General features: G+C 61.7%; 28 protein-coding genes. 12 read left to right on the top strand and 16 right to left on the bottom strand.

The features are described 5' to 3' along the window. Positions 1–5: 5 nt before the first annotated feature. Positions 6–1,391, bottom strand: coding sequence for a putrescine-ornithine antiporter (potE, locus tag J4D25_RS04470; protein ID WP_057715429.1), 1,386 nt, complete (start codon positions 1,389–1,391; stop codon positions 6–8). A 182-nt stretch (positions 1,392–1,573) separates the two neighbouring features. Between potE and J4D25_RS04465 the strand changes: the two genes are divergently transcribed. Continuing rightward, entirely contained in the window at positions 1,574–1,903 is a 330-nt protein-coding gene (locus J4D25_RS04465) for a hypothetical protein (RefSeq protein ID WP_057715428.1), read from the top strand. A 122-nt stretch (positions 1,904–2,025) separates the two neighbouring features. Then, positions 2,026–2,442, top strand: a complete 417-nt coding sequence (locus J4D25_RS04460) for an organic hydroperoxide resistance protein (protein WP_046040328.1) — start codon at positions 2,026–2,028, stop codon at positions 2,440–2,442. Between the two features lie 156 nt (positions 2,443–2,598). Here the strand turns inward: J4D25_RS04460 and J4D25_RS04455 are convergent, their stop codons facing one another. From J4D25_RS04455 to J4D25_RS04430, 6 genes are all read right to left on the bottom strand, one after another. Then, on the bottom strand, positions 2,599–3,108 hold the full coding sequence (locus J4D25_RS04455; RefSeq protein WP_057715427.1) for a copper chaperone PCu(A)C: 510 nt from the start codon (positions 3,106–3,108) through the stop codon (positions 2,599–2,601). 1 nt (position 3,109) lies between these two features. Next, positions 3,110–3,715 carry an SCO family protein gene (locus J4D25_RS04450; RefSeq protein ID WP_057715426.1) on the bottom strand — a complete coding sequence of 202 codons (606 nt, stop codon included), beginning with the start codon at positions 3,713–3,715 and terminating at the stop codon, positions 3,110–3,112. 348 nt (positions 3,716–4,063) lie between these two features. After that, complete coding sequence (locus J4D25_RS04445) at positions 4,064–4,948, bottom strand: ChaN family lipoprotein (protein WP_057715425.1); 885 nt, start codon at positions 4,946–4,948, stop codon at positions 4,064–4,066. Positions 4,949–5,000: 52 nt separating this feature from the next. Beyond that, the gene (locus J4D25_RS04440; protein ID WP_057715424.1) at positions 5,001–5,768 is read right to left on the bottom strand and encodes a heme ABC transporter ATP-binding protein; all 768 of its coding nucleotides are present in this window, start codon (positions 5,766–5,768) and stop codon (positions 5,001–5,003) included. Then, positions 5,768–6,751 carry an iron ABC transporter permease gene (locus J4D25_RS04435; protein WP_191628283.1) on the bottom strand — a complete coding sequence of 328 codons (984 nt, stop codon included), beginning with the start codon at positions 6,749–6,751 and terminating at the stop codon, positions 5,768–5,770. Before J4D25_RS04435 ends, J4D25_RS04440 begins: the two co-directional genes overlap by 1 nt. Positions 6,752–6,894: 143 nt before the next feature. Next, positions 6,895–7,035, bottom strand: a complete 141-nt coding sequence (locus J4D25_RS04430) for a hypothetical protein (protein WP_157858930.1) — start codon at positions 7,033–7,035, stop codon at positions 6,895–6,897. A gap of 96 nt (positions 7,036–7,131) precedes the next feature. On the opposite strand from J4D25_RS04430, the gene metE reads away from it, so the two are divergent. Continuing rightward, positions 7,132–9,420, top strand: coding sequence for a 5-methyltetrahydropteroyltriglutamate--homocysteine S-methyltransferase (gene metE, locus J4D25_RS04425; protein ID WP_057715422.1), 2,289 nt, complete (start codon positions 7,132–7,134; stop codon positions 9,418–9,420). A 762-nt stretch (positions 9,421–10,182) separates the two neighbouring features. Here metE and J4D25_RS04420 read toward each other — a convergent pair. From J4D25_RS04420 to J4D25_RS04385, 8 genes are all read right to left on the bottom strand, one after another. Then, on the bottom strand, positions 10,183–10,854 hold the full coding sequence (locus J4D25_RS04420; RefSeq protein ID WP_057715421.1) for a bifunctional 2-polyprenyl-6-hydroxyphenol methylase/3-demethylubiquinol 3-O-methyltransferase UbiG: 672 nt from the start codon (positions 10,852–10,854) through the stop codon (positions 10,183–10,185). A gap of 111 nt (positions 10,855–10,965) precedes the next feature. Then, the gene (locus J4D25_RS04415; RefSeq protein WP_057715420.1) at positions 10,966–11,184 is read right to left on the bottom strand and encodes a DUF4287 domain-containing protein; all 219 of its coding nucleotides are present in this window, start codon (positions 11,182–11,184) and stop codon (positions 10,966–10,968) included. A gap of 121 nt (positions 11,185–11,305) precedes the next feature. Beyond that, positions 11,306–11,827 (bottom strand): hypothetical protein, encoded by a 522-nt coding sequence (locus J4D25_RS04410; RefSeq protein WP_057715419.1) that lies wholly within the window; start codon positions 11,825–11,827, stop codon positions 11,306–11,308. A gap of 225 nt (positions 11,828–12,052) precedes the next feature. Next, positions 12,053–12,574 (bottom strand): methylamine dehydrogenase light chain, encoded by a 522-nt coding sequence (locus J4D25_RS04405; protein ID WP_008050506.1) that lies wholly within the window; start codon positions 12,572–12,574, stop codon positions 12,053–12,055. 18 nt (positions 12,575–12,592) lie between these two features. After that, positions 12,593–13,213: a methylamine dehydrogenase accessory protein MauD gene (gene mauD / locus J4D25_RS04400; RefSeq protein WP_057715418.1), complete on the bottom strand. Its 621-nt coding sequence runs from the start codon at positions 13,211–13,213 to the stop codon at positions 12,593–12,595. A gap of 5 nt (positions 13,214–13,218) precedes the next feature. Next, a complete protein-coding gene (locus J4D25_RS04395; protein WP_057715417.1) occupies positions 13,219–13,758 on the bottom strand; it encodes a MauE/DoxX family redox-associated membrane protein in 540 nt (179 codons plus the stop codon). An 11-nt stretch (positions 13,759–13,769) separates the two neighbouring features. Further along, entirely contained in the window at positions 13,770–14,918 is a 1,149-nt protein-coding gene (locus J4D25_RS04390) for an amine dehydrogenase large subunit (protein WP_057715416.1), read from the bottom strand. A 363-nt stretch (positions 14,919–15,281) separates the two neighbouring features. Next, on the bottom strand, positions 15,282–16,763 hold the full coding sequence (locus J4D25_RS04385; protein ID WP_057715415.1) for a sensor histidine kinase: 1,482 nt from the start codon (positions 16,761–16,763) through the stop codon (positions 15,282–15,284). Between the two features lie 339 nt (positions 16,764–17,102). On the opposite strand from J4D25_RS04385, the gene J4D25_RS04380 reads away from it, so the two are divergent. The 9 genes from J4D25_RS04380 (at position 17,103) to feaR (ending at position 25,017) form a co-directional block, all read left to right on the top strand. Beyond that, a complete protein-coding gene (locus J4D25_RS04380) occupies positions 17,103–18,266 on the top strand; it encodes an acyl-CoA dehydrogenase family protein (protein WP_057715414.1) in 1,164 nt (387 codons plus the stop codon). 31 nt (positions 18,267–18,297) lie between these two features. Further along, complete coding sequence (locus J4D25_RS04375; RefSeq protein ID WP_057715413.1) at positions 18,298–18,669, top strand: hypothetical protein; 372 nt, start codon at positions 18,298–18,300, stop codon at positions 18,667–18,669. A 3-nt stretch (positions 18,670–18,672) separates the two neighbouring features. Further along, entirely contained in the window at positions 18,673–19,158 is a 486-nt protein-coding gene (locus J4D25_RS04370; RefSeq protein WP_057715412.1) for a nuclear transport factor 2 family protein, read from the top strand. Then, on the top strand, positions 19,155–20,279 hold the full coding sequence (locus tag J4D25_RS04365; RefSeq protein ID WP_057715411.1) for an amidase: 1,125 nt from the start codon (positions 19,155–19,157) through the stop codon (positions 20,277–20,279). Before J4D25_RS04370 ends, J4D25_RS04365 begins: the two co-directional genes overlap by 4 nt. A 23-nt stretch (positions 20,280–20,302) precedes the next feature. Beyond that, positions 20,303–21,586 (top strand): Rieske 2Fe-2S domain-containing protein, encoded by a 1,284-nt coding sequence (locus J4D25_RS04360; RefSeq protein WP_057715410.1) that lies wholly within the window; start codon positions 20,303–20,305, stop codon positions 21,584–21,586. Continuing rightward, positions 21,583–22,083, top strand: coding sequence for an aromatic-ring-hydroxylating dioxygenase subunit beta (locus J4D25_RS04355; protein WP_057715409.1), 501 nt, complete (start codon positions 21,583–21,585; stop codon positions 22,081–22,083). Before J4D25_RS04360 ends, J4D25_RS04355 begins: the two co-directional genes overlap by 4 nt. Before the next feature lie 10 nt (positions 22,084–22,093). Beyond that, positions 22,094–22,834: an SDR family NAD(P)-dependent oxidoreductase gene (locus J4D25_RS04350; protein WP_057715408.1), complete on the top strand. Its 741-nt coding sequence runs from the start codon at positions 22,094–22,096 to the stop codon at positions 22,832–22,834. Between the two features lie 162 nt (positions 22,835–22,996). Continuing rightward, positions 22,997–23,947 carry a PDR/VanB family oxidoreductase gene (locus tag J4D25_RS04345; RefSeq protein ID WP_057715407.1) on the top strand — a complete coding sequence of 317 codons (951 nt, stop codon included), beginning with the start codon at positions 22,997–22,999 and terminating at the stop codon, positions 23,945–23,947. Between the two features lie 152 nt (positions 23,948–24,099). Continuing rightward, complete coding sequence (gene feaR / locus J4D25_RS04340) at positions 24,100–25,017, top strand: transcriptional regulator FeaR (RefSeq protein WP_057715406.1); 918 nt, start codon at positions 24,100–24,102, stop codon at positions 25,015–25,017. Positions 25,018–25,163: 146 nt separating this feature from the next. Here the strand turns inward: feaR and J4D25_RS04335 are convergent, their stop codons facing one another. Further along, positions 25,164–25,793: a response regulator transcription factor gene (locus J4D25_RS04335; RefSeq protein WP_053161157.1), complete on the bottom strand. Its 630-nt coding sequence runs from the start codon at positions 25,791–25,793 to the stop codon at positions 25,164–25,166. Positions 25,794–25,958: the final 165 nt, after the last annotated feature.

The raw sequence follows: 25,958 nt of genomic DNA, 5'->3' as shown, positions 1-25,958 counted from the left end.
CAGAGTTAATTCAGGTTGTTGACCGGCACTGGCTCGGCAGTGAGGTGCTGCGCGCTGACGGTTTGTGTCGGTACGCTGTTGTTGAGCGCTTCGAGGCGGATCAGGCGGTTGTTGACGAAGCCGAACAGGGTGTAACCAACGATCGTGGCCACGCCGCCCAGCATCAGCGCCTGTTCACCGGAGCTGTACAGCGCCAGGTAGCTGTAGGCCGCCGCGATCAGGGCGATGACGTTGGTGGCCAGTGCCTTGCCTTCCGGCACGTTGGAGACTTTCTGCATGGTCATCAGCGCGGCCATGGACAGGATGTACGGCACAAGGTTAGTGACCACCGCGAGGTTGACCAGGGTGTCGAACTGCTTGCTCAAGTCGGGGCTGATGGTGAGCAGGGCCAGCGCGGTCTGTGCCGCCAGCAGCACCAGCATGCCGACAATCGGCGTTCCCGCTTTGTTGCCCTTGGCAAAGATCGGCAGGAAGTAACCGGTGTCCGCCGAGCTTTTGTACACCTGGGCGATGGTGAACTGCCAACCCAGCAGCGAACCGATGCAGGCGAGCACCATGGCCGCCATCACGATGTCGCCGACCATCGGGGTGAACATCTTGGCGAACACCAGGCCGAACGGCGCAGTGGACGCGGCCAGTTCTTCGTTGCCGACGATACCGAAGATGACGTTGGTGGAGACGATGTAGATCACCGCTGCACCCAGGGTGCCGCCCAGCACGGCAATCGGTACGTTGCGCTCAGGGTTTTCCACCGCGTCGGTGTTGGCGCAAGCCGATTCAAGGCCAAGGAAGGCCCACAGGGTAATTGCCACCGAGGCGCCTGCCGCTTCGAACCAGCCTTTGTCGTGGGGGTTCCAGCCAGCGGCGTATACGCTGCTGTCGAACCAGAACCAGCCCACCGTTGAGACCAGCACCACCGGTGCAATCACACCCCAGACCGTCACCGCGCCGATACGGCCGGTAATGCTGGCGCCGCCAAAGTTGGCGAAGGTGGTGATCCACAACAGGGCAATAGTGGCCAGGCCTACTTGCAGTGAGTCGAGTTCTATCCCGAACAACACCTGGATATAACCGACCGCTGTAATACTGATCGCCACGTTGGCTATCAACAGCGAGAGGCCGTAGGTGTAGTTGGTGATGTAGTTACCTGCTTTACCGAAGGTGTATTCGGCATAACCGCCCATGCCGCCGGTCTTGCGGCTGAGCATCCCGCATCGCGCAAAGGCGTACGCCAGAGCGAGGGAGCCGGTGGCCGTTATCAGCCAGGAGAGGATCGAAATTGCACCGACTTCCGCGAGTTTCGTCGGTAGCAGCACAATGCCTGAGCCCAACATGTTGACCGCGGTCAACATTGTCAGTTGCCCCACACTCATTTTCTTTGCGACTGACATTCCGTTGCCTCACTTAGTTGGCGATTGAGAGTCTTAGCTATAGCAAAGGATTGAAAACTCGCAAGAAATAACGTCACACATCTCGTTTTCGCACTAATTTGCAAAAAAGGCACGATGCTGGCCCCCAAGTTTAAAAATCCTCAGCAAAATTAGTTCATTTTCAGCTAGTTAAACAGGTCAAGATGCGCAAGACATGGATCTCGTTAATGCCGTTAGTTATCGCGGGTGTAGCCCATTCGGCTCAAGCCAAAGAACTGGCCACCCATGATCAATACATGTGCAGTTGGGGGGCGGGAACCGCCGCAAGGGCACAGGAGCTCAAGCTTTCAGGCGTTTCTCTGTACGCCGCACGCCAAAAAATCCAGGTCTACAAGTTTGCAAAATCCTGGATGCGCATGATGGCACTTGGCATTACAGAGCAAACTTATGACAGTCCGTCGCGATTCAAGCCGACTGCTGTACGCCAGAGCTTTTATGAGGACTGCGTCAGGTACAAGTTGGCGCGTAAATAAAGTAGAAGGGGGCGCTGGTCGGATCGACCGCGAGGCGGGGCTGCGACGACTATATTGATTGACCATCCCAGCGACCCGATGGGGTGAAAACCGGTTTTTTACAACTCAATCAGGAGGTCATCATGAGCCAGATCGATAAAGTGTTGTACACCGCCCAAACCCACACCACCGGCGGGCGTGACGGCGCGTCCCGCAGCTCCGACGGAATCCTCGATGTGAAGCTGTCGTCCCCGGGCGCGGGTGGCGGTGGAACCAATCCGGAGCAACTGTTCGCTGCCGGGTGGTCCGCCTGTTTCATCGGCGCCATGCAAGTTGCAGCCAGGGAAATGAAAGTGGCGTTGCCCAAGGATGTGGCCGTCGATGCCGAGGTTGATTTGGGCACCAATGAAGGCGGCTATCTGCTGCAGGCGCGGCTCAATGTCAGCCTGCCGGGGCTGGACCGTGAAACCGCACAAAAAATCGTCGACACCGGGCACCAGTACTGCCCGTACTCGAAAGCCACGCGCAACAATATCAACGTGGTGCTCAAGCTTGTTTGAGTTGACGTGAAAAGGACTCGTATTCACTGAAGATCAAACTGTGGGAGCGAGCTTGCTCGCGATGGCGGAGTGTCAGGCGACATCGATGTCGAATGTTCCTGCCTCATCGCGAGCGAGCTCGCTCCCACAGGCTCTGTGTTTTAACTGACGGAGCAATCAATTCATCTTGCTGTGATCATGCATCATCTTGCTGTGATCCATGGTGTTAATCGCCTTGGCAACGGCTTCAATCTGAATCGACTCTTTCTCGCCCTTGGCGTCTTCCACGGTCAGGGTCAGTGGCACCTTGTCGCCTTCGTTGATCTGACCTGTGAGATTCATCAGCATGATGTGATAGCCGTTGGGATTGAAGCTCACCGGCTTGCCGGCTGGCAGCGCAACGGACGGCACCTGCTGCATTTTCATCACGTCGTCTTTCATGCTCATTTCATGAATCTGCACTAGCTTGGCAACCGGCGTTTGCACGCTCAACAACTTGCTGTCGCTGCTGGCGGTGACGGTCATGAAGGCGCCGCTCGACGGCTGGCCGGCCACGGTGGCGCGGACCCAGGCGTCGTCGACCCGGGTTTGTGCCGATACCTGAAAGGCCAAGCCGACCAGGGACAAGCCCAGTGCCAGTTGCTTGCAACTTTGCACGAAGCGTTTTTTAGCTTGCGGGGCATTCATTTCAGCAAACCTCCATCACGGTGAGCAGGTCTTCTGCGCACTCTTTGGCCGTCAGGGACGCGGACAGCCCCAGGCGCAGATTGCCCCGGGAGTCGAAGACAAAACTGGTCGCGGTATGGGAGAGGGTATAGGTATCGCCGCTCGGGACCTTCTCAAAGAACACGCCGAATTCCTTGGCGGTGGCGGCGGTTTCTTCAAGCGTGCCGTACAGGGCTTCGAAACTCGGGTCGAACGCCTTGACGTACTGGTCCAGCAACTCTGGCGTGTCGCGTTCAGGGTCCAGGGTGATGAAGATAACCTGTAGCCTTTCGCCATCGCGCCCCATCAGCTTCTTGGCCTGCGCGGCGCGGGCCAGGGTGGTCGGGCACACGGCCGGGCACTGGGTGAAACCGAAGAATACCATCGGCATCAGGCCGCGATAGCTGCCTAGCATCCTGGTTTCGCCTTCAGGGTTCTTGAGCTTGAAGTTACGCCCCATGATCTTGTCGCTGAGGTCCTTGCCGTAGTTGAACGACAGCTTGCTGCTGTCGTCGCAACCGGCGAGCAGGCCCAGGCTCAACAGGCCCATGCCTTGCAGGACAGTCCGGCGGGTATACAAAGTACTCATGAAAAAAAGCATCCTGTTGAACAGGCTGAAATGACAGCGTGATGACTGTACAGACGAAAAAATCGCGGGGATGTTAACAAACTGTGCCGGTGTCGGAGGGGCAGATACGACCATTGGACCGGCGTACAGGCGTGACATAGTGTCGCGCCGGCAGGCCGACACCTGTGGCGAGGGGGCTCGCCCCCGTTGGACTACGAAGTAGTCCCAATCCAGGCAATGCGGTTTGTCTGAGTAACCGCGATTGCAGGGTTCAGGGTCGCTGCGCGACCCAACGGGGGCAAGCCCCCTCGCCACAGGCAAGCCCCCTCACCACAGGCAAGCCCCCTCGCCACAATGTTTCGGTCGGGTTTAGCGACGCAATTGCGCGCAATGATCCTGTTCCGGTTGCGCGGCGGTGTACCACACGTAATCCGCATTCTCGGCGGTCACGGTCTTGCCCGCTTCGGCCAGGATCAGCACCGCATTCCCTTCACCGGCACCGAGGTCTTTCAGGTGCAGTGGCACCCCCAGATCCTTGCGCACGTGGAAGGCACCGGCCAGCAGCAACGCCGGCGTCGGTGCGGCTATCAGGCGCTGGGCCATGCGCCGGTCACGCTGTTGTTGCACGGCGAGCATTGCCGGCATCTGCGCTTCGGGCAGCAGGCCGCAATGGGATTGGCGGATGTCATCCAGCAAGGTCGCCCGCACCTGTTGGGTGGTGGACGCTTGCCCCGTAAGTACCGGGCGCTGTTTGTAGATTTGCATGATCTGCGCGCGGTCCAGGTTCGCCGCCAGCAGCGGATACGGTTGCCGCAGCGCGTAGGTGACGAGTGCGCCATAAACACTCCAGTCCCAATTGGCCTGCCAGGCCAGCGCCGTGAACGCATCGGCCGGTGGCTGGCCCGCGCGGGTCACGGCTTGCGCGGCATCGACCCTGGCCTGTTGATCGGGGTTGAGCATCTCCATCAGCAGGCTGCCCTGGGGGCGTTGTGTCGCCAGTTCGCGCAGCAGCCACAATTGCAGGGCGTGGTGGTCCGGGTTGTCGTGCTGTTCACCGACCAATACCCGAGGCACAACGGCCAGGCGTTGGACAAGTTCTTGCGGCGTCAGCGTACGGCCCGTGGCGAGTTCACGGATGACTCCGAGGTCGGCGTGATCACGGCCGTGCGGGGCGATCGGCGCCGGCAGTGGTGTGACCTGATGGATTTGGCAGGCAGCCAACAGGCTGAATGCACAGAGCAACAGAAAGCGCATCGGTTTTCCTTATTGGACAGGTGCCCCCTCGATGACAGAAGAGGGAGCGGCATCAGCGCGCGATGATCAGCGGGTGGCCGCGTTCCGGGTGCTGGTGAATCAGCACTTGTAGTCCATACACCGCCGCCAGCGTTTCGGTGGTCAGCACGTCTGCCGGTGGACCGTAGGCGTGGGGCAGGCCCTGATGCAACAACAGTAGTTGATCGCAGTAACGGGCAGCCAGATTGAGGTCGTGCAGAATCACCAGCACGGCAACCCCGCGCTCGGCGAAGTCACGCACGGCTTGCAAAATGGTGTGCTGATGCAGCGGATCGAGCATCGACGTCGGTTCATCGAGCAGCAGGGTTTGCCCCTCGGCACCCGGCCAGAGCTGAGCGAGCACCCGCGCCAGATGCACGCGCTGGCGTTCACCGCCGGACAGGGCCAGGTAGCTGCGTCCGGCAAGATGAAGCGCATCGGCGGCTTTGAGCGACTCGGCGACGATTTCGGCATCGCGCACGCGGCCGCTGGCGTGAGGCAAGCGACCCATGCCGACGATTTCATTGACCGAAAACGCAAAGCTCAGGCTCGAACTCTGCGGCAGCACGGCCAGGCGCTTGGCCCGTTCCTGTCCCGGCCAGTCGGCGAGTGGACGCTCGTCGAGGCTGACCCTGCCTTCACTGGTCGCCAGCTCACCACACAAAGCGGCGAGCAGGGTGCTTTTGCCGGCGCCGTTCGGCCCCAGCACACCCAGCACTTCCCCGGGGCGCAACTCGATATCGATGTTGGTCAGCACCGTGCGCTTGCCACGGCGTACCAGCAGGTTGTTTGCCCGCAGCATCAGGAGCGTCCTCGCACCAGCAGATAAAGAAAGAACGGAGCGCCGATCAGTGCAGTCACAATACCGATTGGCAATTCGGCTGGCGCCAACAACAAACGCGCCGCCAGATCGGCCAGCAACAGCAGGCTGGCACCGGCCAGCAACGACGCGGGCAGCAACACCCGGTGATCCGGGCCGACCAGCAGGCGCATCAGGTGCGGCACCACCAGGCCGATGAAACCGATCAGCCCGGCCGCCGCGACTGCCGCGCCGACGCCGAGCGCCGTGCACAACACCAGCTCAAGCTTGATCCGCTCGATGTCAAAACCCAGGTGACGGGCCTCCGATTCACCCAGCAGCAATGCATTGAGCGCCGCCGCCCTGCGGGGCAACCACAACGCCACGCCCAGGGTGACGATCAGCAACGGCCACAAGCGCGGGTAGCTGGCACCGTTGAGGCTGCCCAGGTTCCAGAACGTCAGGGTGCGCAAGGTGGCATCGTCGGCCAGGTAGGTGAACAGCCCGACCCCGGCACCGGCCATGGCCGTCATCGCCACACCCGCCAAGAGCATGGTGGCAACGTCGGTTTGCCCGTTGCGGCGACCGAAGCGATACACCACCGCCGTGACGATCAGGCCACCGGCAAAGGCGCACACCGATAGCAAGTAGGGTTCTATCACAGGCGGCAAGCCACCGAGCAGGCTGCCGCCGACGATGGCAAGGGCGGCACCGAGCGCAGCACCGCCGGACACACCGACCAGACCCGGATCGGCCAAGGGATTGCGGAACAACCCCTGCATCGCCACGCCGGACAACGCCAGTACCGACCCCACGGCGATGCCGAGCAAGCTGCGCGGCAGGCGAATCTGCCCGAGGATCAACTCCGCCTGCTGCGTGTCACCACCGTCAAGTGGCAACCCGAGCAGACGCATCCCGCCCAGCAAGGTATCGCCCAGGGGCAGGCTGACCGGTCCGAGGGCCAGGGACAGCCAGAACACCAGCACCAGCAACAGCAGCAAAAAGATCAACGTCGGACGCGGCCGAAAAATGGCCGTCATGGGCTGATCCCGGCGGTCTGCACTTTGGCGTCCGGGTAGAGCGCCGTGACACAGGCCAGCAGTGTTTTGATACGCATCGGGACTATTCCTTAGCCGATCAGAGGGGGGCGGGTATCGAAACTTTCGTAGCGGGTGATGATGCCATTGACGCGCGGCTTACGCACACGCCACGGGCGAGCGCCTTGAACCAGATGTCCATCCAGCACCAGATGCGCAGTGCTTCGGATCATGAGAAGAACTTGTGATCATCACGATTAAAATGAGTTTGTCTCACTCGCTGACACTGTCGACAATGGCTCCCATCGAACGCATTGGAGTTATTTGACATGGCTGTGGCCCATTCCCTTGGTTTTCCGCGCATTGGTCGCGACCGCGAACTGAAAAAGGCTCAAGAGGCGTTCTGGAAGGGCGAACTCGACGAAGCCGGTCTGCGCACCGTGGGCCGCGACCTGCGCAAGACCCACTGGGACTTGCAGAAAAAGGCCGGTATCGAGCTGCTGCCGGTCGGTGACTTCGCCTGGTACGACCAGGTCCTGACCCACTCGTTGATGTTCGGTGTGATCCCTGAGCGATTCCGCCCGCACGATGGCAAGGCCAGCCTGCAAACCCTGTTCGGCATGGCGCGCGGTGTGAGCGACAGCTGCTGCGGCGGCGCGCATGCCCAGGAAATGACCAAGTGGTTCGACACCAACTATCACTACCTTGTCCCTGAGTTCAGCGCCGATCAGCAGTTCCAGCTCGGCTGGGACCAGTTGTTCGAAGAAGTCGAGGAAGCTCGCGCACTGGGGCACAACGTCAAGCCGGTGATCATCGGCCCACTGACTTACCTGTGGCTGGGCAAGGCCAAGGGCGTCGAATTCGACAAGCTTGAGCTGCTGGATCGTCTGTTGCCGTTATACGGCCAGATCTTCCAGCGCCTGGCGGCACAGGGCGTCGAGTGGGTGCAAATCGACGAGCCGATCCTGGTGCTCGACCTGCCGCAGGACTGGAAAAACGCCTTTGAGCGGGCCTACAACCTGATTCAGCGTGACCCGTTGAAGAAACTGGTCGCCACGTACTTCGGTGGGCTGGAAGAAAACCTGGGCCTGGCCGCCAACCTGCCGGTGGACGGCCTGCACATCGATCTGGTGCGCGCTCCTGAGCAGTACCCGACCATCCTCGATCGCCTGCCGGCCTACAAAGTGCTGTCGCTGGGCCTGGTCAACGGCCGTAACGTCTGGCGCTGCGACCTGGAAAACGCTTTGGCCACCCTGCAACATGCTCATGAGCGTCTGGGTGATCGCCTGTGGGTTGCGCCATCCTGTTCGTTGCTGCACAGCCCGGTTGATCTGGGGCGTGAAGACAAGCTCGATGCCGAACTGAAAAGCTGGCTGGCGTTTGCGGTGCAGAAGTGTGAAGAAGTCGCGGTGCTGGCTCAGGCCGTCAACGAGCCGGAAGCGCCGAAGGTGCTTGAAGCGCTGACCCAAAGCCGCGCCGTGCAGGCCAGCCGTGCTGCGTCGCCACGCATCCACAAACCGGCCGTGCAGGCGCGTGTGGCCGCCATCACTGTCAAGGACAGCCAGCGTCATTCGCTGTTTGCCCGGCGCATCGAGAAACAGCGCGCCGGCCTGAACCTGCCGCTGTTCCCGACCACCACCATCGGTTCGTTCCCGCAAACCGCGTCGATCCGTCTGGCTCGCCAGTCGTACAAGCAAGGCAAGCTGACCGAAGCCGAATACACCGAAGCGATGCACAGTGAGATCCGTCACGCCGTGCAAGTGCAGGAAAACCTGGGCCTGGACGTGCTGGTGCACGGTGAAGCCGAGCGTAACGACATGGTCGAATACTTCGCCGAGCAACTGGACGGCTATGTGTTCACCCGTTTCGGCTGGGTCCAGAGCTACGGCTCGCGTTGCGTGAAACCGGCGGTGATCTTCGGTGACCTGAGCCGTCCGAAAGCCATGACCGTGGAGTGGATCCGCTATGCCCAGGGCCTCACCGACAAGGTGATGAAGGGCATGCTGACCGGTCCCGTGACCATGCTGATGTGGTCGTTCCCCCGCGAAGACGTGACCCGCGAAGTGCAGGCTCGTCAATTGGCCCTGGCGATCCGTGATGAAGTGGTGGACCTGGAAGCCGCCGGGATCAAGATCGTGCAGATCGACGAAGCCGCATTCCGCGAAGGCCTGCCGTTGCGCCAGGCGCAGTGGCAGCACTATCTGGACTGGGCGACCGAAGTGTTCCGCCTGTGCGCCTCCGGTGTGCGCGACGAAACCCAGATCCACACCCACATGTGCTACAGCGAGTTCAACGATGTGATCGAGTCCATCGCCGCCATGGATGCCGACGTGATCACCATCGAAACCTCGCGCTCGGACATGGAACTGCTGGACGCGTTCGAAGCCTTCGCGTACCCGAACGAAATCGGTCCGGGCGTGTATGACATCCACTCGCCAAGGGTGCCGGACTCCTCGGAAATGGCCAACCTGCTGCGCAAGGCCGCCAAGCGTATTCCCGCCGACCGCCTGTGGGTCAACCCGGACTGCGGCCTGAAGACCCGCGGTTGGCCGGAAACCGAAGCGGCGCTGGTGCACATGGTCAACGCTGCGCGTCAGCTGCGTAAAGAGTGGGCCTGACGCTGTATTGGGTGCACCACTGAAACTGTGGCCTCTTCGCGAGCAAGCTCGCTCCCACAGTGATTGGGGTGGTTCGCAGATTTTGCGTACAGCCGCTGAACCTGTGGGAGCGAGCTTGCTCGCGATGACGGCATGACAGGCGAAATCGATGTTGAATGTGCCGGTCTCTTCGCGAGCAAGCTCGCTCCCACAATGATTTGTGTGGTTCGCAGATGTTGCGTACAGCCACTGAACCTGTGGGAGCGAGCTTGCTCGCGATGGCGGAATGTCAGGCGAAATCGATGTTGAATGTGCCGGCCTCATCGCGAGCAAGCTCGCTCCCACAGTGATTTGTGTGGTTCGCAGATGTTGCGTGCAGCCACTGAACCTGTAGGAGCGAGCTTGCTCGCGATGGCGGAATGTCAGGCGAAATCGATGTTGAATGTGCCGGCCTCTTCGCGGGCAAGCCCACAGGGATTTGGGTGATTCGCAGATGTTGCGTACAGCCACTGAACCTGTAGGAGCGAGCTTGCTCGCGATGACGGCATGACAGGCGAAATCGATGTTGAATGTGCCGGCCTCTTCGCGAGCAAGCCCGCTCCCACAGTGATTTGGGTGGTTCGCAGATTTTGCGTACAGCCACTGAACCTGTGGGAGCGAGCTTGCTCGCGATGGCGGAGTGTCAGGCGACATTGATGTTGAATGTGCCGGCCTCTTCGCGGGCAAGCCCTCTCCCACAGGGATGTTCGGCGGGGTAGGAACCGTGTGCGATATTTAAGCCACTCAGCGCCGTGGCTCGGCCACCAACAGCAATGACTGCGGCACGGGGCTTTGCGGGTGCTGTGGCTCCTGCAAGCCAGCCAATACAAAGCCGGCCATGTCCAGTGCATTCAGCCAACTGGACAGGGTGCGGAAATACCATGGCATGGGCTGCCACTGCCCCTTGAAGCCAGAGAAGTTCTCTTCCCGCCAGCCATCCTGGTAGTCGCCCGCCGCAGCCGCCCACGGGTGCAGTGTCTGGATCAGCAGCGCGCCACCCGGGGCGAGCAGGGTGTTCATGGCGGCGAGCAGGGGGATGATGTCCTGATGCAGCAGGGCGAAGTTGGCGCAGATCAGGTTGTAGTCGCGGCCGATGTCGACTTTCGCTTCAGCCAGTTGTTCATAGCTCGCCAAATGCACCCGCGCAGTGCCCGCCGTCCGCGCCGCCTCCACTAGCGTCGCATCGCCATCCACACCGACCGCATCGATGGCCCGGTCTGCCAGCGCACGCAACAACCAGCCTTCACCGCAACCCAGGTCGAGCACACGCTCGGGCTGGCGACCCAGCACCGCCAGCAGGATGGCCTGGTCGGTGACCTTGAGGCGGCTTTCGATGGTGCCGCTGCGAATGGCGTCGATCCAGGCCCGGGCATTGTGGTGCCAGCTGTCGAGGAGGGTGGATTCGGGGGCTGACATGGTCGATGTCCGGCGTGATGGGTTGGATGAAAGGATAGGGCAACAGAAGATTTACGGTGGAGCCGGTTTTACCCGGCACCACCGATAGCACAGCAAAGGATGGACCCGTGGCTAGGCGCTTTTGGTGGCTGCCAGATGATAGGCAACCAGCGCATTGGCGTGACCATGACCCATTCCGTGTTCGGTTTTGAGCCAGGCCACCATCTCCATGTGTTTCTTGTCGCTGACAGACTTGAGCAGGTCCAGCCAATGGCTGATCGGCTGCCCGTACTTCTTTTCAATGGACGGGAAGTACGAAGCCGGCCCTTTGGTTTTTGTCTCTTCGGTCACGATGCAAACTCCCTTTTCGATTTTCCAGGTTCGAAAACAGCACCGGTTACGTTACTTATTTGCCGTCAACGCGTCCATCGTCCGGGCGGTTGATGTTGAAGCGGGGCGGGGCAAATTGTTCTCAGTAATTCATCCCGTCATCGATCGCGATGCCTTGGGCACGCATGGCCTTGATCAACTCACCACGGGTGTCGGGCAGGTTGAGCATGGTCTTGGCGCGCAACGCCATGACTTCTTCGGCGGTGTAAGGCTGATAATCGGCCGGCATGCTGCTACCCGCCATGCCGTCTTCGCGCAACAGCCAGTTGAGCAGGTCCGCCAGTTGTGCGTTGTTCAGCGCTGACTGCGACATGCCCGGCACTCGCACGAGGAATTCGCGGCCACCGGGCACTTTCAGGAAGTTACCGACGAAACCTTTCATCCGTGGCGTGTCGTTGGCGGCCGAACCCGTGCCGTCGCCCAGGTGGCAACCGGCGCATTGCAGCTGGTAGTTCACGCCGACGCTGTAACCGGCCTGGGCAATCGGGGTTTGAACATCTTCGTTGCCCGGCGCATGGCTCTGCGCCGGATTGGGAATGGCCCGGGCGAAAGCGAGCGGGGCGCTCAGGGCGCAGACGAGACCGAGCAATATCAAACTACGCATGTAATCCAACTCCGCTGATGACCGGTTTGGCACCTGTTGTAGGAGCGAGCTTGCTCGCGAAGAACTAAAGGGCGACGCGTTAAACCAGATAGCCCGCGTTATCGTTGACGTCCTTCGCGAGCAAGCTCGCTCCTACAGGTACACACACACAAAGCAGTAAAAAAAGAAAAGCAGCCACAGAAAAAAAGCGCCGATTGCGCGAGCAACCGACGCAAAGCGCGTTCTTTAAACGGCGACGCCGCGGATGACCGAAACGGTGCAGTGGTAGATGTGCGATTTGGCGGCCAGGCACCAGTTCACATCGTTGTTGTTGAACGGGCGGTAGGCCGGTTCTTCACTGTCGTTACGGGTACAGGCGCACTGGGCGCAGCTTTGCTTACCGCAGCAGTCGTTGTACGAAATGATGTAGTCCTTGCCGTCGGCCGGGTTGCGGCAGGTGCCGATCCAGGTCACTTGCGAGGCTTCGGTGCCTGGTGGGCAGGACGTCACCGACCCACCGCAGCAGCTGCACAGAAACCCGTCGATGGAGCAGTAGCGCCAGTAGTCGCAGCTGTTCGGATCGCCCGGGTCGCCGGCCTGCGCAGGCTCCGCGGCCAGGGCCTTGCTGGTGCGGTCCAGCGGCAGCAACAGGGGCAGGGCGGCACCGGCCACCATCAGCGAACCCATGCGTGCCAGCAGTTTGCGGCGCGAAGTGGTGTCGGCGACACGGCGGGACGAACGCTCAAACAACAGATCCAGCAGTTTCATAAAGGTCTCCCTGCCTTATCAGTGGCTATGGCTGTGGTCGTGATCGTGGGTGTGCGGTTGGGCATTGAGGTATTGCTGCAACGTGGCGTGCTTCAAATGCTCGACTTCGAACAGGCTGTCCAGGTGCTCGCGGGAGTTGACCAGACCCTTGGCACGCAGGGTGCCGGCCTTGTCGATCAGCGCGGCGTACGGCAGCTTGCCGATCTGGTAGGTCATGCCCACTTCCGGACCGACCACGTAGGTGGCGTCTTCAAGTTTGTGTTCGCGGATCAGCGCTTGCTGGGCGTCCATGTCGCCATCGCTGACGAACACCACATCGAGGCGGTCCGATTGCTCCTTGGCGATGGATTTGATCGCTGGCAGCAGCGACTTGCAGATCGGGCAGGTCGGCGAGAGGAAGAACAGCAGTTGCGATTTCTCGCCGGCGTAACCGAAGTTCACCGGACGACCGTGACGGTCGCTGGCGGTGACTTGCGGCGCGGGTTCATTGACCGCCACCCCTTTGTCGACCATCAGCGCGCCAGCCGGGGCGAGACGACCGTGCAGCACGCCGATCTGCCGCACCAGGCCCATGACGACAAACGCCACGGCCACCAGCAGCACCCAGAGCAGAACGTTGGAAACAATCAAGCCTTCCATTTCGATTACCTACCAATCAATTTGAGCAGAAGAGGGGAGTTCGCCAGCAGCCCATCGGCGGCGGCGTAGATGAGCAGCGCAACCGCGGCGGCAGCCAGGGTCACGAAGCCATCGAACAGGTTGAGGTCGCGGGCAACCGGCGCCATGCTGGCCAGCAGCGCCAGCGCTATCAGTGCGCTGTTACGTGCCAGTAGCACCGGACGCAGCGGCTGTGCCTGGTCGGGACCGGCGCAACCGCAGTCGATGTCCGCGCGACCGCGCCACAGGTTGATGCCGATGGCGGCGGCGTACAGGGCCAACAGGCTGGCGGCGCTCAACGCGGCGTAACCACGGCTGACCGGCACCAACAGGGCAAAGGCAATGCCCAGTTCCAACAGCGGCACCCACCGTGCCGTCGGGCGCACCAGCGCCTCGGGCAGCAGTTGATAGTCCGCCAGTTGCCGGGCGAAGCGGGCCGGCGCGCGCAACTTGTGGGTCGCGGCGCTGGCCAGCAACACCGCGATGGCGATGGCGCTGGCAATGATGAAGATCGGGTCTGTGTGCATGGCCGAACCTCTTAGTAGCTCAGGACCTGAGTCGCGGTTTTGGCGACTTTCGGCATGCTGCCGGTGAGCTTGTTGGTCTTCAGATCGAAAATCTGCAAACCGCCTTCCACGTCGGTGCCGAGCAACAACGGCTTGTCGTCGCCGGTTGCCTGCATGCTCCACACCGGAACCGGGGCTTCCAGAGTCGCCACTTTCTTGTGGGTCTTGAGGTCAAACGCCCAGATCAGTGGGCTCGGGTCTTCCCACTTCATCGGTTCGTGGGCGTCGTGCATCAGCACGTACAGGCGGTCCAGCTTCGGCGCCACGGCCATCATCTGCCAGCCACCCGGCGCCCAGCCGGCCTTCTTGTCTTCGTCGGAAACCAGCGACCAGGATGGCAAGACCTTCGGCGCATCACCGGCGAAATCCACCGGGCGCACGGTGCCGGTCGTGGTGGTGAAGTAGTAGGTGTCGCCGACGTTGACGGCGCGCTCTACCAGTTTTTCCGCGTTCGGATCAAAGAACGGCGTGCGGCTGCGCGCGGTTTCCTGGCCCTGATCGTTGAGGGTCACCACTTGCAGGCTGCCGTCGCCGCACAGCGAGGCGAAGCGGCGGTTACCGACCGGGTAGTTGAGCACGCAACCGGGGATGGCGATTTCCGTGGCAACCGCCTTGGTCTGGGTATCGACCACGGTCACCGAAGTCGACGGGGTGAAGTTGTAGACGTAGACGAACTTGTCGTCGCCGCTCGGCTTGAGCGCATAACGCTGGGTCAGCGATTCGGCGCGCTTGTTCGGAATCAGCACTTCCCAGGCCGGCGACAGGGTCGAGCTGTCCCAGGCGGTGAGCACGTCGGTGCGGGTGCCACGGGTGCCGCGGGAATACCAGATGTCCGCGCTGTAGATGGTTTTTTTGTCGTGACTGAGGGTCGACGGCGCGGCAAAACCGGTCGGCACCATGCCGAGGATGCGCTTCTGGTCCGGGTCGACCACAGTCACGCGGCCAGCCACAAAGCTGTCGAACTCGACGTCGATGACAAACGCGCGGTGAGCTTCGGGTGGAAACGCCAGAACGGTCTGCCCAATCGTACCGGCGGGCAGGTCCGCGTGGGCACTGTTCAAACCGAGTACAAGCAGGCTCAGGCCTAGCGCTGACTGTACGGAGATCCTGTTTGTTCGCATAAGGGGAACTTCCTGAATTGTTGGTAACGCGGATCGCGGGTGCTTTGGCAGATTTTTACCCTTTGATTCTGCCGTGCCCCGAGATCGGGAGAATTGCCCTGCCTGCCAAGTGTTTGTGTGTCTGTGCCAGTGTCATGAAACTGGCTGCACAATCTGATAAGGCGGGGGGTTGACTGGCGTCAGAGGTGGGAAGGGCGAAGCTGCATTTGTGGCGAGGGGGCTTGCCCCCGTTGGGTCGCGAAGCGGCCCCAGCATTTGCCAGTCACACCGTGCCAGCAGGTTTTGCGGCTGCTGTGCAACCGAACGGGGGCAAGCCCCCTCGCCACAGGATTTGTGTATGTCAGACCACAGTAGTGGTGCAGGTCAGGCGGGATTGGCGAGGGGAAGGGAGAAGGTAAACACCGCGCCGCACGGCTCCAGGTTTTGCGCCCAGATATCGCCACGATGCCTGCCGATGATGTTCTTGCACAGCGCCAGGCCAATGCCATTGCCACTGACCTTGGACGAGAAAAAGCCGTCGAACAGCTTTTCCTGCGCCTGGGCCTGGATGCCGCGACCACAGTCTTCGATGCGCACCAGGGCCACATCGTTCTCGCGACTGGCGTGGATACGCAACAGGCGTCGTTCAGTGGGCAGGTCGGCCATTTCTTCAATGGCGTTGAAGGCCAGGTTGAGGATCACCTGGCCGATCAGGACTTTCTCGCAACTGACCTGCAGCGGTTCCGGCGCGGTGACTACTTCCACGCGCACCAGGCTCGGATCGGCCCGCAGGCTGATGAAGTAGCGGGTTTCGCGCAGCAGCTCATTAAGGTCGACCAGCTCTTCAGTCTGCTCCAGCTTGACCACGTAGTCGCGCACGCTCTTGATGATCACCGAGGCATGCTCGATTTGCCGCACGGCGCTCTGCAAGCCCCAGGTGACGCCTTGATCGGTTTCACCCGTGTTGCCCAGGCGAATCACTGCGCCCTCAATAAAGTTGCGGGTCGCCGCCAATGGCTGGCTCAGCTCGTGGGCGATGGCCACGGCCATTTCGCCCATGGCGTTGTAGCGCGCCAGGTACTCGAGCTTCTGCTCGCTGACTCGCCGCGCTTCTTCGGCCTGCACCTGCTCGGTCACGTCGCGGAACAGCAGCAGATGGCCGACCAGATCGTCCTCGATCTCGATGTAGCGGCAGGTTGCGTCATGCCAGCGCCATTCGCCGTTCCGGCGCTGCACCTTGTAGTGCACGTTGAACGGCGCGTGTTCCGGCGTCTCATGGGCGAACTGTTGCAACAAGCGCTGACGCGAAGCGTCGTCGCACCAGGCCAGGAAGTTCTCGCCCATCAGCTGGTGCACTTCGCTGTCGAGCAGGTGCGCGCCGGAGTCGCTGATAAAACCTATATCGCCCTCGGGGCCGAGCACCGCCACACCTTCGGCCAGGTCCTGCATGAAGGCCTTGAGCCGGCTCTCGAAACGCTTGAGGTCGCGCTTGACCTTGTCCTCTTTGGAAATGTCACGGAACTGCACCATCAACACATCGCGACCGTCCAGGTGCACCAGGGTCGCCACCGCCTCGGAAAGAATCTCCACCCCTTGCTTGGAGCGATAGCACCACTCGATGGTCCGTTGCCCGGTGCGCGCGGCCCTTTCGAGCCAGCGCAAACCTATGGAACGCCGGTATTTCGGCGCATCGCGGGTCATGTCGGAGGCCTTCAGCGGCGTCAGTTCTTCCAGGGTAAAGCCCAACGCCGCCAGGGCAGCGGCGTTGGCCCAGAGAATTTCCTTGGTGTGCGCGTCATGAAGAATGATGCACAGCGGCATGGCTTCGATCAGCGCATAAAAGTCGTTCGGTTTTGGCTGGTACATCGCACGGCCCCTGGCGGCAGAGATTTGCAGTATGGCGTTTTATACCTGCTCGCACAGCGGGATGCGCTCAGAGGTTACCGGTGTGGGTCTAGGGGTTTTCTTTAGCGAGGGGGCTGCACGCACCAATAGTGGCGGCCGGATGCGGTTTTTACACTGGACCGCAATGCAAGGGTGACCACGCCGATTCCCTGTAGGAACGAGCCTGCTCGCGATGAACCTGAGAGCGCCACGGGGTGCCAGGTTTCCAGCGTCATCGTTGACGACCATCGCGAGCAGGCTCGCTCCTACAACGGGGCATGCGTGTCACCCCACTAACAATAAACAAAACGGAGAATGCCCATGCTGCGTTCAGCGGTTGCGCAACAAGACGCATCGATCGGCGTTGACGAGAATGTCGTCGACAGCCAGGCCTTTGCGCAGGTACTGGATGAAGTGCGCCGGCGCCGCGAAGAATTCGACGCTGGCTCCCACGTGCCACGGGACATGATCGAGCGCTTCAAACAAGTGGGCATCTACCGTGCCGCCACGCCGAAATGCTTCGGTGGCGACGCCCTGGCACCGCACCTGTTTCTGCAAATGATCGAACGCATCTCTGAAGCCGACGGCTCGGCGGGCTGGGTGGCCAGCTTCGGCAGCGCCGGTGTCTACCTGGCTGCTTTACCACGGGAAACCCTGGCTGAACTCTACGCCGAAAGCCCTGACCTGGTGTTCGCTGGCGGCCTGTTCCCCTTGCAACCGGCCGAGGCCGTAGAAGGCGGCTATCAGGTCAGCGGCACCTGGAAATTCGCCAGCGGCTGCAAAGGCGCAGACCTGTTGGGCGTTGGTATCGGCGCCGCTGGCGGCAAGCCGCGCACCGCGGTGTTCCGCCCGGAGCAGGTAGACATCGTCGAGAACTGGGAAGTGGTCGGCCTCAAAGGCACCGGCAGCCATGACCTGCGAGTGACCGATAAACGCGTTGACGAGCGCTGGACGTTCATCCGCGGCGGTGCCTCGACCATCGACGAGCCGCTGTTCCGCTATCCATCGATCGCCTACGCCGCGCAAGTGCTGGCGGTGGTCAACCTCGGACTGGCCCGTGCCGCGCTGGACGAAATCAGCCGCATGGCTGGCGGCAGTGGCATCACCGGCGCGCCGAAATTGTCCGACCGCGCTTACGTGCGCATCGAGATCGCCAAGGCTGAAGCCAAGCTCAGCGCCGCGCGCGGTTTCTTCTACAACGCCACCGAGCAGGTGTGGAACTCGATCCTGGCCGGCAACCCGGTCACGCCGGAGCAGACCAGCCTGTTGCGCCTGTCGGCCATTCATGTGTCCCAGGCCGGTGCCGAGGTGGTGCAGAGCGCCTACAGCCTGGCCGGCACCACCGCCATTTACCTGCGCCATCCGCTGCAACGCTATCTGCGCGACTCGATGGTGGTGACCCAGCACGCCTTCCTCAGCGAAGGCCTGTACGACGGCGCCGGCTCGGTGTTCCTCGGCGTACCGCCGTTCCCGGGCTACATCTGAATCCCCATTACTTTTTCAAGGAACCACACCCATGTCGCAAACCACCCAAGAGCCATTGCGCGTCGTCTTCTGCATCGGCATCACCCAGAACTTTTTCGACCTGCCCACCGGGGAAGGCCTGAGCGTGTGGAAAGGCTTCAGCCAAATGATGGGCGACCTCGGCGCGATGCCCGGCATCACCGTGCTCGGCGCGATGGATGACGACCGCCTGATGGTCGGCCCGTCCACCACCTCGCCCTGGACCGTATACATCATGGCCGACGTCGACTGCCACCAGTCGGTGATCGACGCCTGCAACCTGTTCCGCACCACACCGGTCGGCCAATACAGCCTGTGGCGCTACGCCAAGATCGAAGCGCGCATCGGTCGTCCGCTGACCATTCCTGACGCGGCCAAGGTGTAAGCCATGAACGAGGCCTTGCTGCAGCGTCTGGCGACGCTCGAAGGGGAAAGCGCAGTGCGTCGCCTGATGGCGCGCTACATGGACCTGTGCGATGTGCCGCGGGCGGCGATTCATCTCGACCAGTTGGCGCAGTTGTTCACCGAGGATGCGATCTGGGAAGGCCTCGGCACCCAGACCGCGCAGACCTTCGGTCAGCACCAGGGGCGAGAGGCGGTGGCGGCGTTTGTCGGCGGTTATCTGCCGCCGTCCGACCACTTCAAGCTGAACCTGCACTACCTCACCAGCGAGTCGATCGTGGTCGACGGCAAGGCGGCGCACGGGCAGTGGATCATGCAGCAGATTTCCACCTACGCCGATGGCCGCAATGAGTTGTTCGGCACGCGCCTGAACATCGATTTTCGCTGTGTCGACGGCGTCTGGCTGATCGCGCATTTCCGCACGCAACGGCTGTTCAATACGGAGCTCTTCACCTTGGGAGCGGGCGCATGAGTACGTTCATCAGCGAATTCCTCCTCGGTGGCAACGGCAAGCGCGTCGCCATCAAGGACTCCATCGACATCGCCGGCCATCCGACCCGCTCAGGCAGCCGTGCATTCGCCGATGCACCGGCGGCGACGCAAAACGCCGAGGTGGTCGATGCGATCCTCGACGCTGGCTGGCAGATCGTCGGCAAGACCAACCTGCATGAACTGGCGTTCGGCGTGACCGGCATCAACGACTGGACCGGCACTCCGATCAATCCGCAAGCGCCGGACCGTGTGCCTGGCGGCTCGTCCAGCGGTTCGGCTTCGGCGGTCGCGGCAGGCCTGGCGGACATCGCCATCGGCACCGACACCGGTGGTTCGGTGCGGGTGCCGGCAGCGTGCTGCGGGATTGCCGGGCTCAAGCCGACTTATGGTCGCGTCAGCCGTGTCGGTGCGCATCCACTGGAATCGAGCCTCGATTGCGTCGGGCCGTTCGCCAAAAGCATGGACGACCTGATCGCCGCGATGCAGGTGATCTGCCCGGGCTTTACCGCTCAAGGGCTGCCAGGCGACGGCGCCAGGGTCGGCTTTCTCGAGGTGGCCTGTGATTCGCACCTGCAAGCCAGCCTGGGTGCAGCCGCCGACCGCGCCGGATGGCGTCGCAGCAACCTGCACCTGAGCGAATTCGAAGCAGCGTTTGCCGCCGGCCTGACGGTGATCAATTTCGAAAACTGGGCGGCGTTCGGCCACTTGACCGGCAAGGGCCTGATCGGCGCCGATGTGGAAACACGCTTGCTGGCGGCCAGTCGCACCACGCGCGAAGAGCTGGCCGATGCCTGCGCCGTGCGCACGCGGTTCACCCAACAGGTGGATGCAGCACTGGAAGACTTCGCCGTATTGCTGTTGCCGACACTGCCAACCTTGCCGCCAACCCTCAGCGAAGCCCGCGCCGGCAGCAAAGCCGTGGCCGGCATGACCCCGCTGGTGCGGCCTTTCAACCTCAGTGGTCACCCCGCGCTGACGGTGCCGGTGGAACTCGATTGCGGCGGGCTGAAAGTCGGCCTGCAAATCGTTGGCCGCAAAGGACAGGACGAACTGGTCTGCGCCTTTGGTGCGCAGCTGCAAGCCTCTACCACTCAATCATAAAAAGAAGCCATGAGGAGAACCGCATGAGCACTCATGAATATCAGCTGATTGCAACGTCGAAAAGCCCCGAAGACCTGGTCCAACATGACCGCGTCGACGTCTCGCTGTACAACGACCCGGCGCTGTTCGAAGCCGAGCTGGACAAGATTTTCTACCGCACCTGGGTGTGGGTTGCCCACGAAAGCGAAGTGCGCAATAGCGGCGACTTCAAGACCGCCACCATCGGCCGCCGCCCGGTGATTGTGGTGCGCGACAAGAAGAACAACATCAACGTGCTGGAAAACCGTTGCCGGCACCGTGGCGCCACTGTGTGCGAGAAGCACAAGGGCAACGCCACCGGTTTCACCTGCCCATACCACAGCTGGTCCTATGGCCTGGATGGCAAGCTGCGTGCGCTGCCGTATCCGGACGGCTACGAAGGCATTCTGGAAAAGTCGGAATTGCCGCTGACCAGCCTGCGCGTCGAGAGCTACGCCGGCATGGTGTTCGCCAGCTACAACGACGAGATCGAACCGCTGGAAGACTTCCTCGGCGGCGCGAAACACTGGATGGACCTGTTCATGAAGCAGGGCGCCGGCTACCCGATCAAGACCCAGGGCGAACACAAGTTCAGCTTCAAGGGCAACTGGAAGATCCAGCTGGAAAACACCACCGACGGCTATCACTTCCCGATCGTGCACAAGTCGTTCATGTCGTCGGTGGATGAAGAAACTTCGGAAATGCTCTCGTTCATGACCGACGAACAAGCCGTGACCCACTCCCTGGGCAACGGCCACAGCGTGATGGTGATGGTGCCGGAGCACGTCGACCTCGATCACGACGACGGCACCGAGCAGTTGCAGGAGCGCTTCGCCCATGTGACCGAAGAACTGTCGAAGACCCTGCCGGCCGATCAGGTCCGTCGCATCGTGCGCTCGCTGCACGGCGCCGGTTTCAACCTGAACCTGTTCCCCAACGTGGCGATGTCGATGTCGTTCTTCCGCGTGCTGCGCCCGGTGTCGGTCACCGAAACCGAGATCCGCCACGTGGCCCTCGGCATGGACGGCGGCCCGGAAATCGCCAACCGCGAACGCATGCGCATCCACGAACACTTCCAGGGCCCGTTCGGTTTCGGCAGCCCTGACGATGCCGAAGCCTGGGACCGCGTGCAGCGCGGCTCGTACGCCGGCGTCGATGCCCCAATTCTGGTCAACCGCGGCCTGAACCGCGAAATCACCGCTGAAAACGGCGACAAGGTCAGCCACGCCACCGACGAAGGCGGCATGCGCGGTGCCTACGACATGTGGAAAAGGATGATGAGCCAATGAGCAATCACGACACCCTGAACGGTTTTTCCGGCCCGTTGGCCCAGGCCATCGAATTCATCTGGCGCGAAGCCGAACTGCTCGACCACAAGAACTACGCCGAATGGGCAACCTTGTGGAGCGCAAGCGGCAAGTACATCGTGCCGATCGACCCGGACACCGAAGATTTCGAAGCGACCCTCAACTACGCCTACGACGATGCACGCATGCGTGACCTGCGTATCGAACGCCTGACCGCCGGCTACTCGCCGTCGGCGGTGGACGCAGCGAAAACCATCCGCACGATCTCGCGTTTCCGCCTGGTGGAAGCGGCCGGCGACATCGTCGAAGTCAATTCGGCGCAGTTGCTGTACGCCTACAAGCGCGGCGTGCACACGCCGTTCGTGGCCGACCTGAACCACCGTATCCGCTTCACCGACGGCGTGCCGACCCTGGAGCGAAAAGTGGTGCGCCTGATCAACTCCACCGACAGCCTGAGCGCGCTCGGCTTCCTTTTGTGAGGGCAACATCATGAGTCGAGTAGCCCTCGTAACGGGTGCCTCGCGCGGACTGGGCGAATGCATCGCCCGCCGTCTGCACGCAGCCGGTTATCGCGTCGGCCTGGCGGATGTGCGCCTCGATGGCGTGCAGCAACTGGCTTTGGAACTCGATGGCAGCGGCGCCAGCGCCGTGGCCATTGAACTGGATGTGCGCAGCAAGGCCGACTTTCAACGTGCCCGCGATGTGCTCGCCGAGCGCTGGGGCGGCACCGACATTCTGGTGAACAACGCCGGTGTGTCGAAAGTCGCCGCGTTGATGGACATCACACCAGAAGAATTCGACGAGTCGATGGCGATCAACCTGCGGGGCACCTTCGTGGCCTGCCAGGTATTCGGCGCGCACTTTGCCGAGCGCGGCTTCGGTCGCATCGTCAACATTGCGTCCCTGGCCGGGCAGAACGGCGGCACCGCCACCGGCGCGCATTACGCGGCGGCCAAGGGCGGCGTGGCGACCCTGACCAAAGTCTTCGCCCGTGAACTGGCACCCCAGGGCGTGACGGTCAACAGCATCTCGCCAGGTCCGCTGGACTTGCCGGTGGTACGCGAAACCGTGGCTCCGGAGCGTCTGGAACAGATCCTGAAAATGATCCCGGCCGGCACCCTCGGTGACCCAACGTTCATCGCCGACAGCGTGTTGCTGCTGATCGCCGAGAACGCCGCCTCGGTAACGGGTGCGTGCTGGGACATCAATGGCGGTTTGTTCATGCGCTGAGCAGCAGAAAAATGCCCCCACCCTGTAGGAGCGAGCTCGCTCGCGATGATCGTCAACGATGACGCTGGAAACCTGACACCCCGTGTTGTTCTCAGGTTCATCGCGAGCAGGCTCGCTCCTACAAGGGGCAGTAAACCAAAACAACAGTATTCAGGTGATGCAATGATGAAGGTGAAGATCGAAAGGATCGTCGACGAAGCGCTGGATATCCGTTCCTTTCGCCTCGTGCGCAGTGACGGCCAGCCGCTCGACACCTATGAACCGGGTGCCCACGTCGACCTGACCGGTCCGACCGGGGTGACCCGCCAGTATTCGCTGTGCAGCCCGCCGCAGGATCGCCGTGCGTATCTGGTGGCGGTGAAGAAAGAAGCGCAGTCGCGCGGTGGTTCGCTGGCGCTGCACGAGCAAGTGGAAGAGGGCATGGAGCTGGAAATGGGCGCGCCGCGCAACCTGTTCCGTCTCGATGACAGTGCCCGCGAACACGTGCTGTTCGCCGCCGGTATCGGCGTGACGCCGCTGTTGAGCATGGCTTATCGACTGGCGGAAAGCGGCCAGCCGTATCGTTTGCATTACTTCGCCCGTTCGGCGCAGTACGCGGCGTTTACAGAGCTGTTGGCGACAAAATTCGCCGACCACGTGGAATTTCATTACGGCGTGGAGCCGGCGGATCTGGACGGCGCGTTGAGCGAATGCCTGGCGCGTGCCGGCAGCGCCGCTCACGTCTATACCTGCGGCCCGGCACCTTTCATGAACAAAGTGGTGGAAGTGGCGTCCCGCAGTCGCTCTGACGATTCGATTCACCTTGAACACTTTGCCGCAGACCCGGCCGCCAACAGCGCTCCGGCCGGCACGTTCGAAGTGGAGCTGGCCAGTTCCGGCGTGGTGCTACAGGTGCCGGCCAACGCCAGCCTGGTCGACGTGTTGCAGGCCCACGGTTGCGACATCGACACCGAGTGCCGCGAAGGCATCTGCGGCACCTGCATCGTCGAGGTACTGGACGGCGTGCCGGAGCACCGCGACAACTGCCTGTCGAACAAGGAAAAGGCGTCCAACAAGCAGATTTGCGCGTGTGTATCACGGGCGCTTTCCGCTCGTCTGGTATTGGACATTTAACCCGTAGGTCGACTGGAAAGCTTGGGCCGGAGCCTGTTGAATGGGCGCCCGGCGGCCGTCGAAGGAGGAGATGGCTACAGAAACAACCGTTTTGACGAACCGCTCGATGAAGCGGTCGAAAAATAACAACAAAAACGTGAGGCTTTGCGGACATGATTACAGCATCGACGGTGCGCAACGAGGCGTTCGAAAGTTGGTTGAGCCAGGTGAACCAGGCCTGTGGGCGTTTCGATGCCCGGGCGCTGGACACCGATTTCTACGGCGAACTGGCGGAATTTCGCAGCGGTGCGATCAACCTGAGTGTGGTCGACATGGCGCACGTGCATTTGTACCGCACCAGCAAGGACGTCAGCACCAGCAGCGACGGCCACTACTACGCGGTGTTCCAGATGCGCGGCAGCTCGCAACTGGAGCAGGGCGACAACCGCGCGCAACTGGGCTGTGGCGACATCGCCCTGATCGACGCCAGCCGCCCGAGCGACATGATCTACAACGACGATTGCCGACAGCTGTCGCTGATTCTTCCGCGCCAGGTGGTCGAGCGGGGTTCGCACTTAAATGCCGTCAACTGCGCCACGCGCATCGCGGCCGGCAGCCCCCTGGCGGCGATGGCCAACAAGCTGGTGCTGGACACCCGCCAGCAGGAGGGGCTGGACATGCAGGAAAGCGAGGCCGTGCTCGATGCCCTGGCCAGCCTGTTGCTGCCGGGCATCAGCGCCCGGGACGGCGGTGCTGACGCCCATGAGCGGCAGTTCCGCAAGATCATCGCCTTCATCGACGCCCACCTCAGCGACGAAGAATTGTGCCCCGAGCTGATCGCCCGTGAAGTCGGGATTTCCGTGCGCGGCCTGTACCGGATGTTCTCCAAGCGCGGCCTGGTGGTGGCGCAATACATCAAGCACCGCCGCCTGGACTTCTGCGCGGAAAACCTGCGCCGGGCGGATGTCGAGCAGAAGCTTTCGGCGTTGTGTTATGCGTGGGGCTTCTCGGATTCGAGCTACTTCTCGTCGGCGTTCAAATCGCGCTTTGGTGTGTCGCCGGGGGCTTATCGCAAGCGCTATAGCTGCTGAATTCGATGTTGGATGTGCCGACCCCATCGCGAGCAAGCTCGCTCCCACAGTGGATCTGCGGTGAACACAAAGTCTGTGTACGACCGGGATCAACCTGTGGGAGCGAGCTTGCTCGCGATGGCGGCCTCATGACCGCTGCAAATCACTCAGTGCCGCACCGGCTCATCCACCGGTAAATGCAGCACCTCGCGCACCAGCATGGCGATGCTGGACACCCCCATCTTTTCCTTGATCTTGGTGCGGTGCACGTCAACGGTCTTCACGCTGATGTTCAGCTCCCGGGCAATCACCTTGCTGGCCTTGCCATCGATCACCAGCATCAACACTTCCCGCTCACGGCTGGTCAGCAGTGCCAGTTTGCCTTGCAGGTTCTGACGCTGCTGCTGATCGGCCTGGGCGTGTACGGCGGTCTTCAGCGCGGCCTGGATGCGGTCGATCATCTGCTGCGGGTTGTAGGGCTTCTCGACGAAATCCAGCGCGCCGTTCTTCATCGCCGTGACCGACATCGGAATATCGCCATGGGCCGAGACGAAAATGGTCGGCAGGGTGCTGCCGCGCTGGTTGAGGATTTCCTGCAACTGGAAACCGCTGGTCTCCGGCATGCGCACGTCGAGCACCAGGCAGGCGGGCTGCTTGGGGTCGTACTGGCTGAGGAACTCTTCGGCGCCGGCAAAGCACTGCGCCTGCACGCTCACCGACTCCAGCAACCAGGCCAGTGAGGTTCGCAGGTCCTTGTCGTCGTCAACGATATAAACAATCGGTTTACGGATTTCCATCGGGGCTGCCACGAAAGTTTTCTAATTATTGTTTTCGCACGCGAACGCGCGGCACGCATCGGCTCATCGTTCTGGAGCCTGTATGCAGAATACCCACTGTGGCCGGCCCTTGCGATAAAGAAACCACCTAGTCGACTAGCGGAAACCCAACCCTGCCATGGGGAT

The sequence above is a fragment of the Pseudomonas sp. GW456-L13 genome (assembly GCF_017350115.1).
GTDB lineage: Bacteria > Pseudomonadota > Gammaproteobacteria > Pseudomonadales > Pseudomonadaceae > Aquipseudomonas > Aquipseudomonas jessenii.
This window is presented reverse-complemented; position numbering and strand designations above follow the sequence as displayed.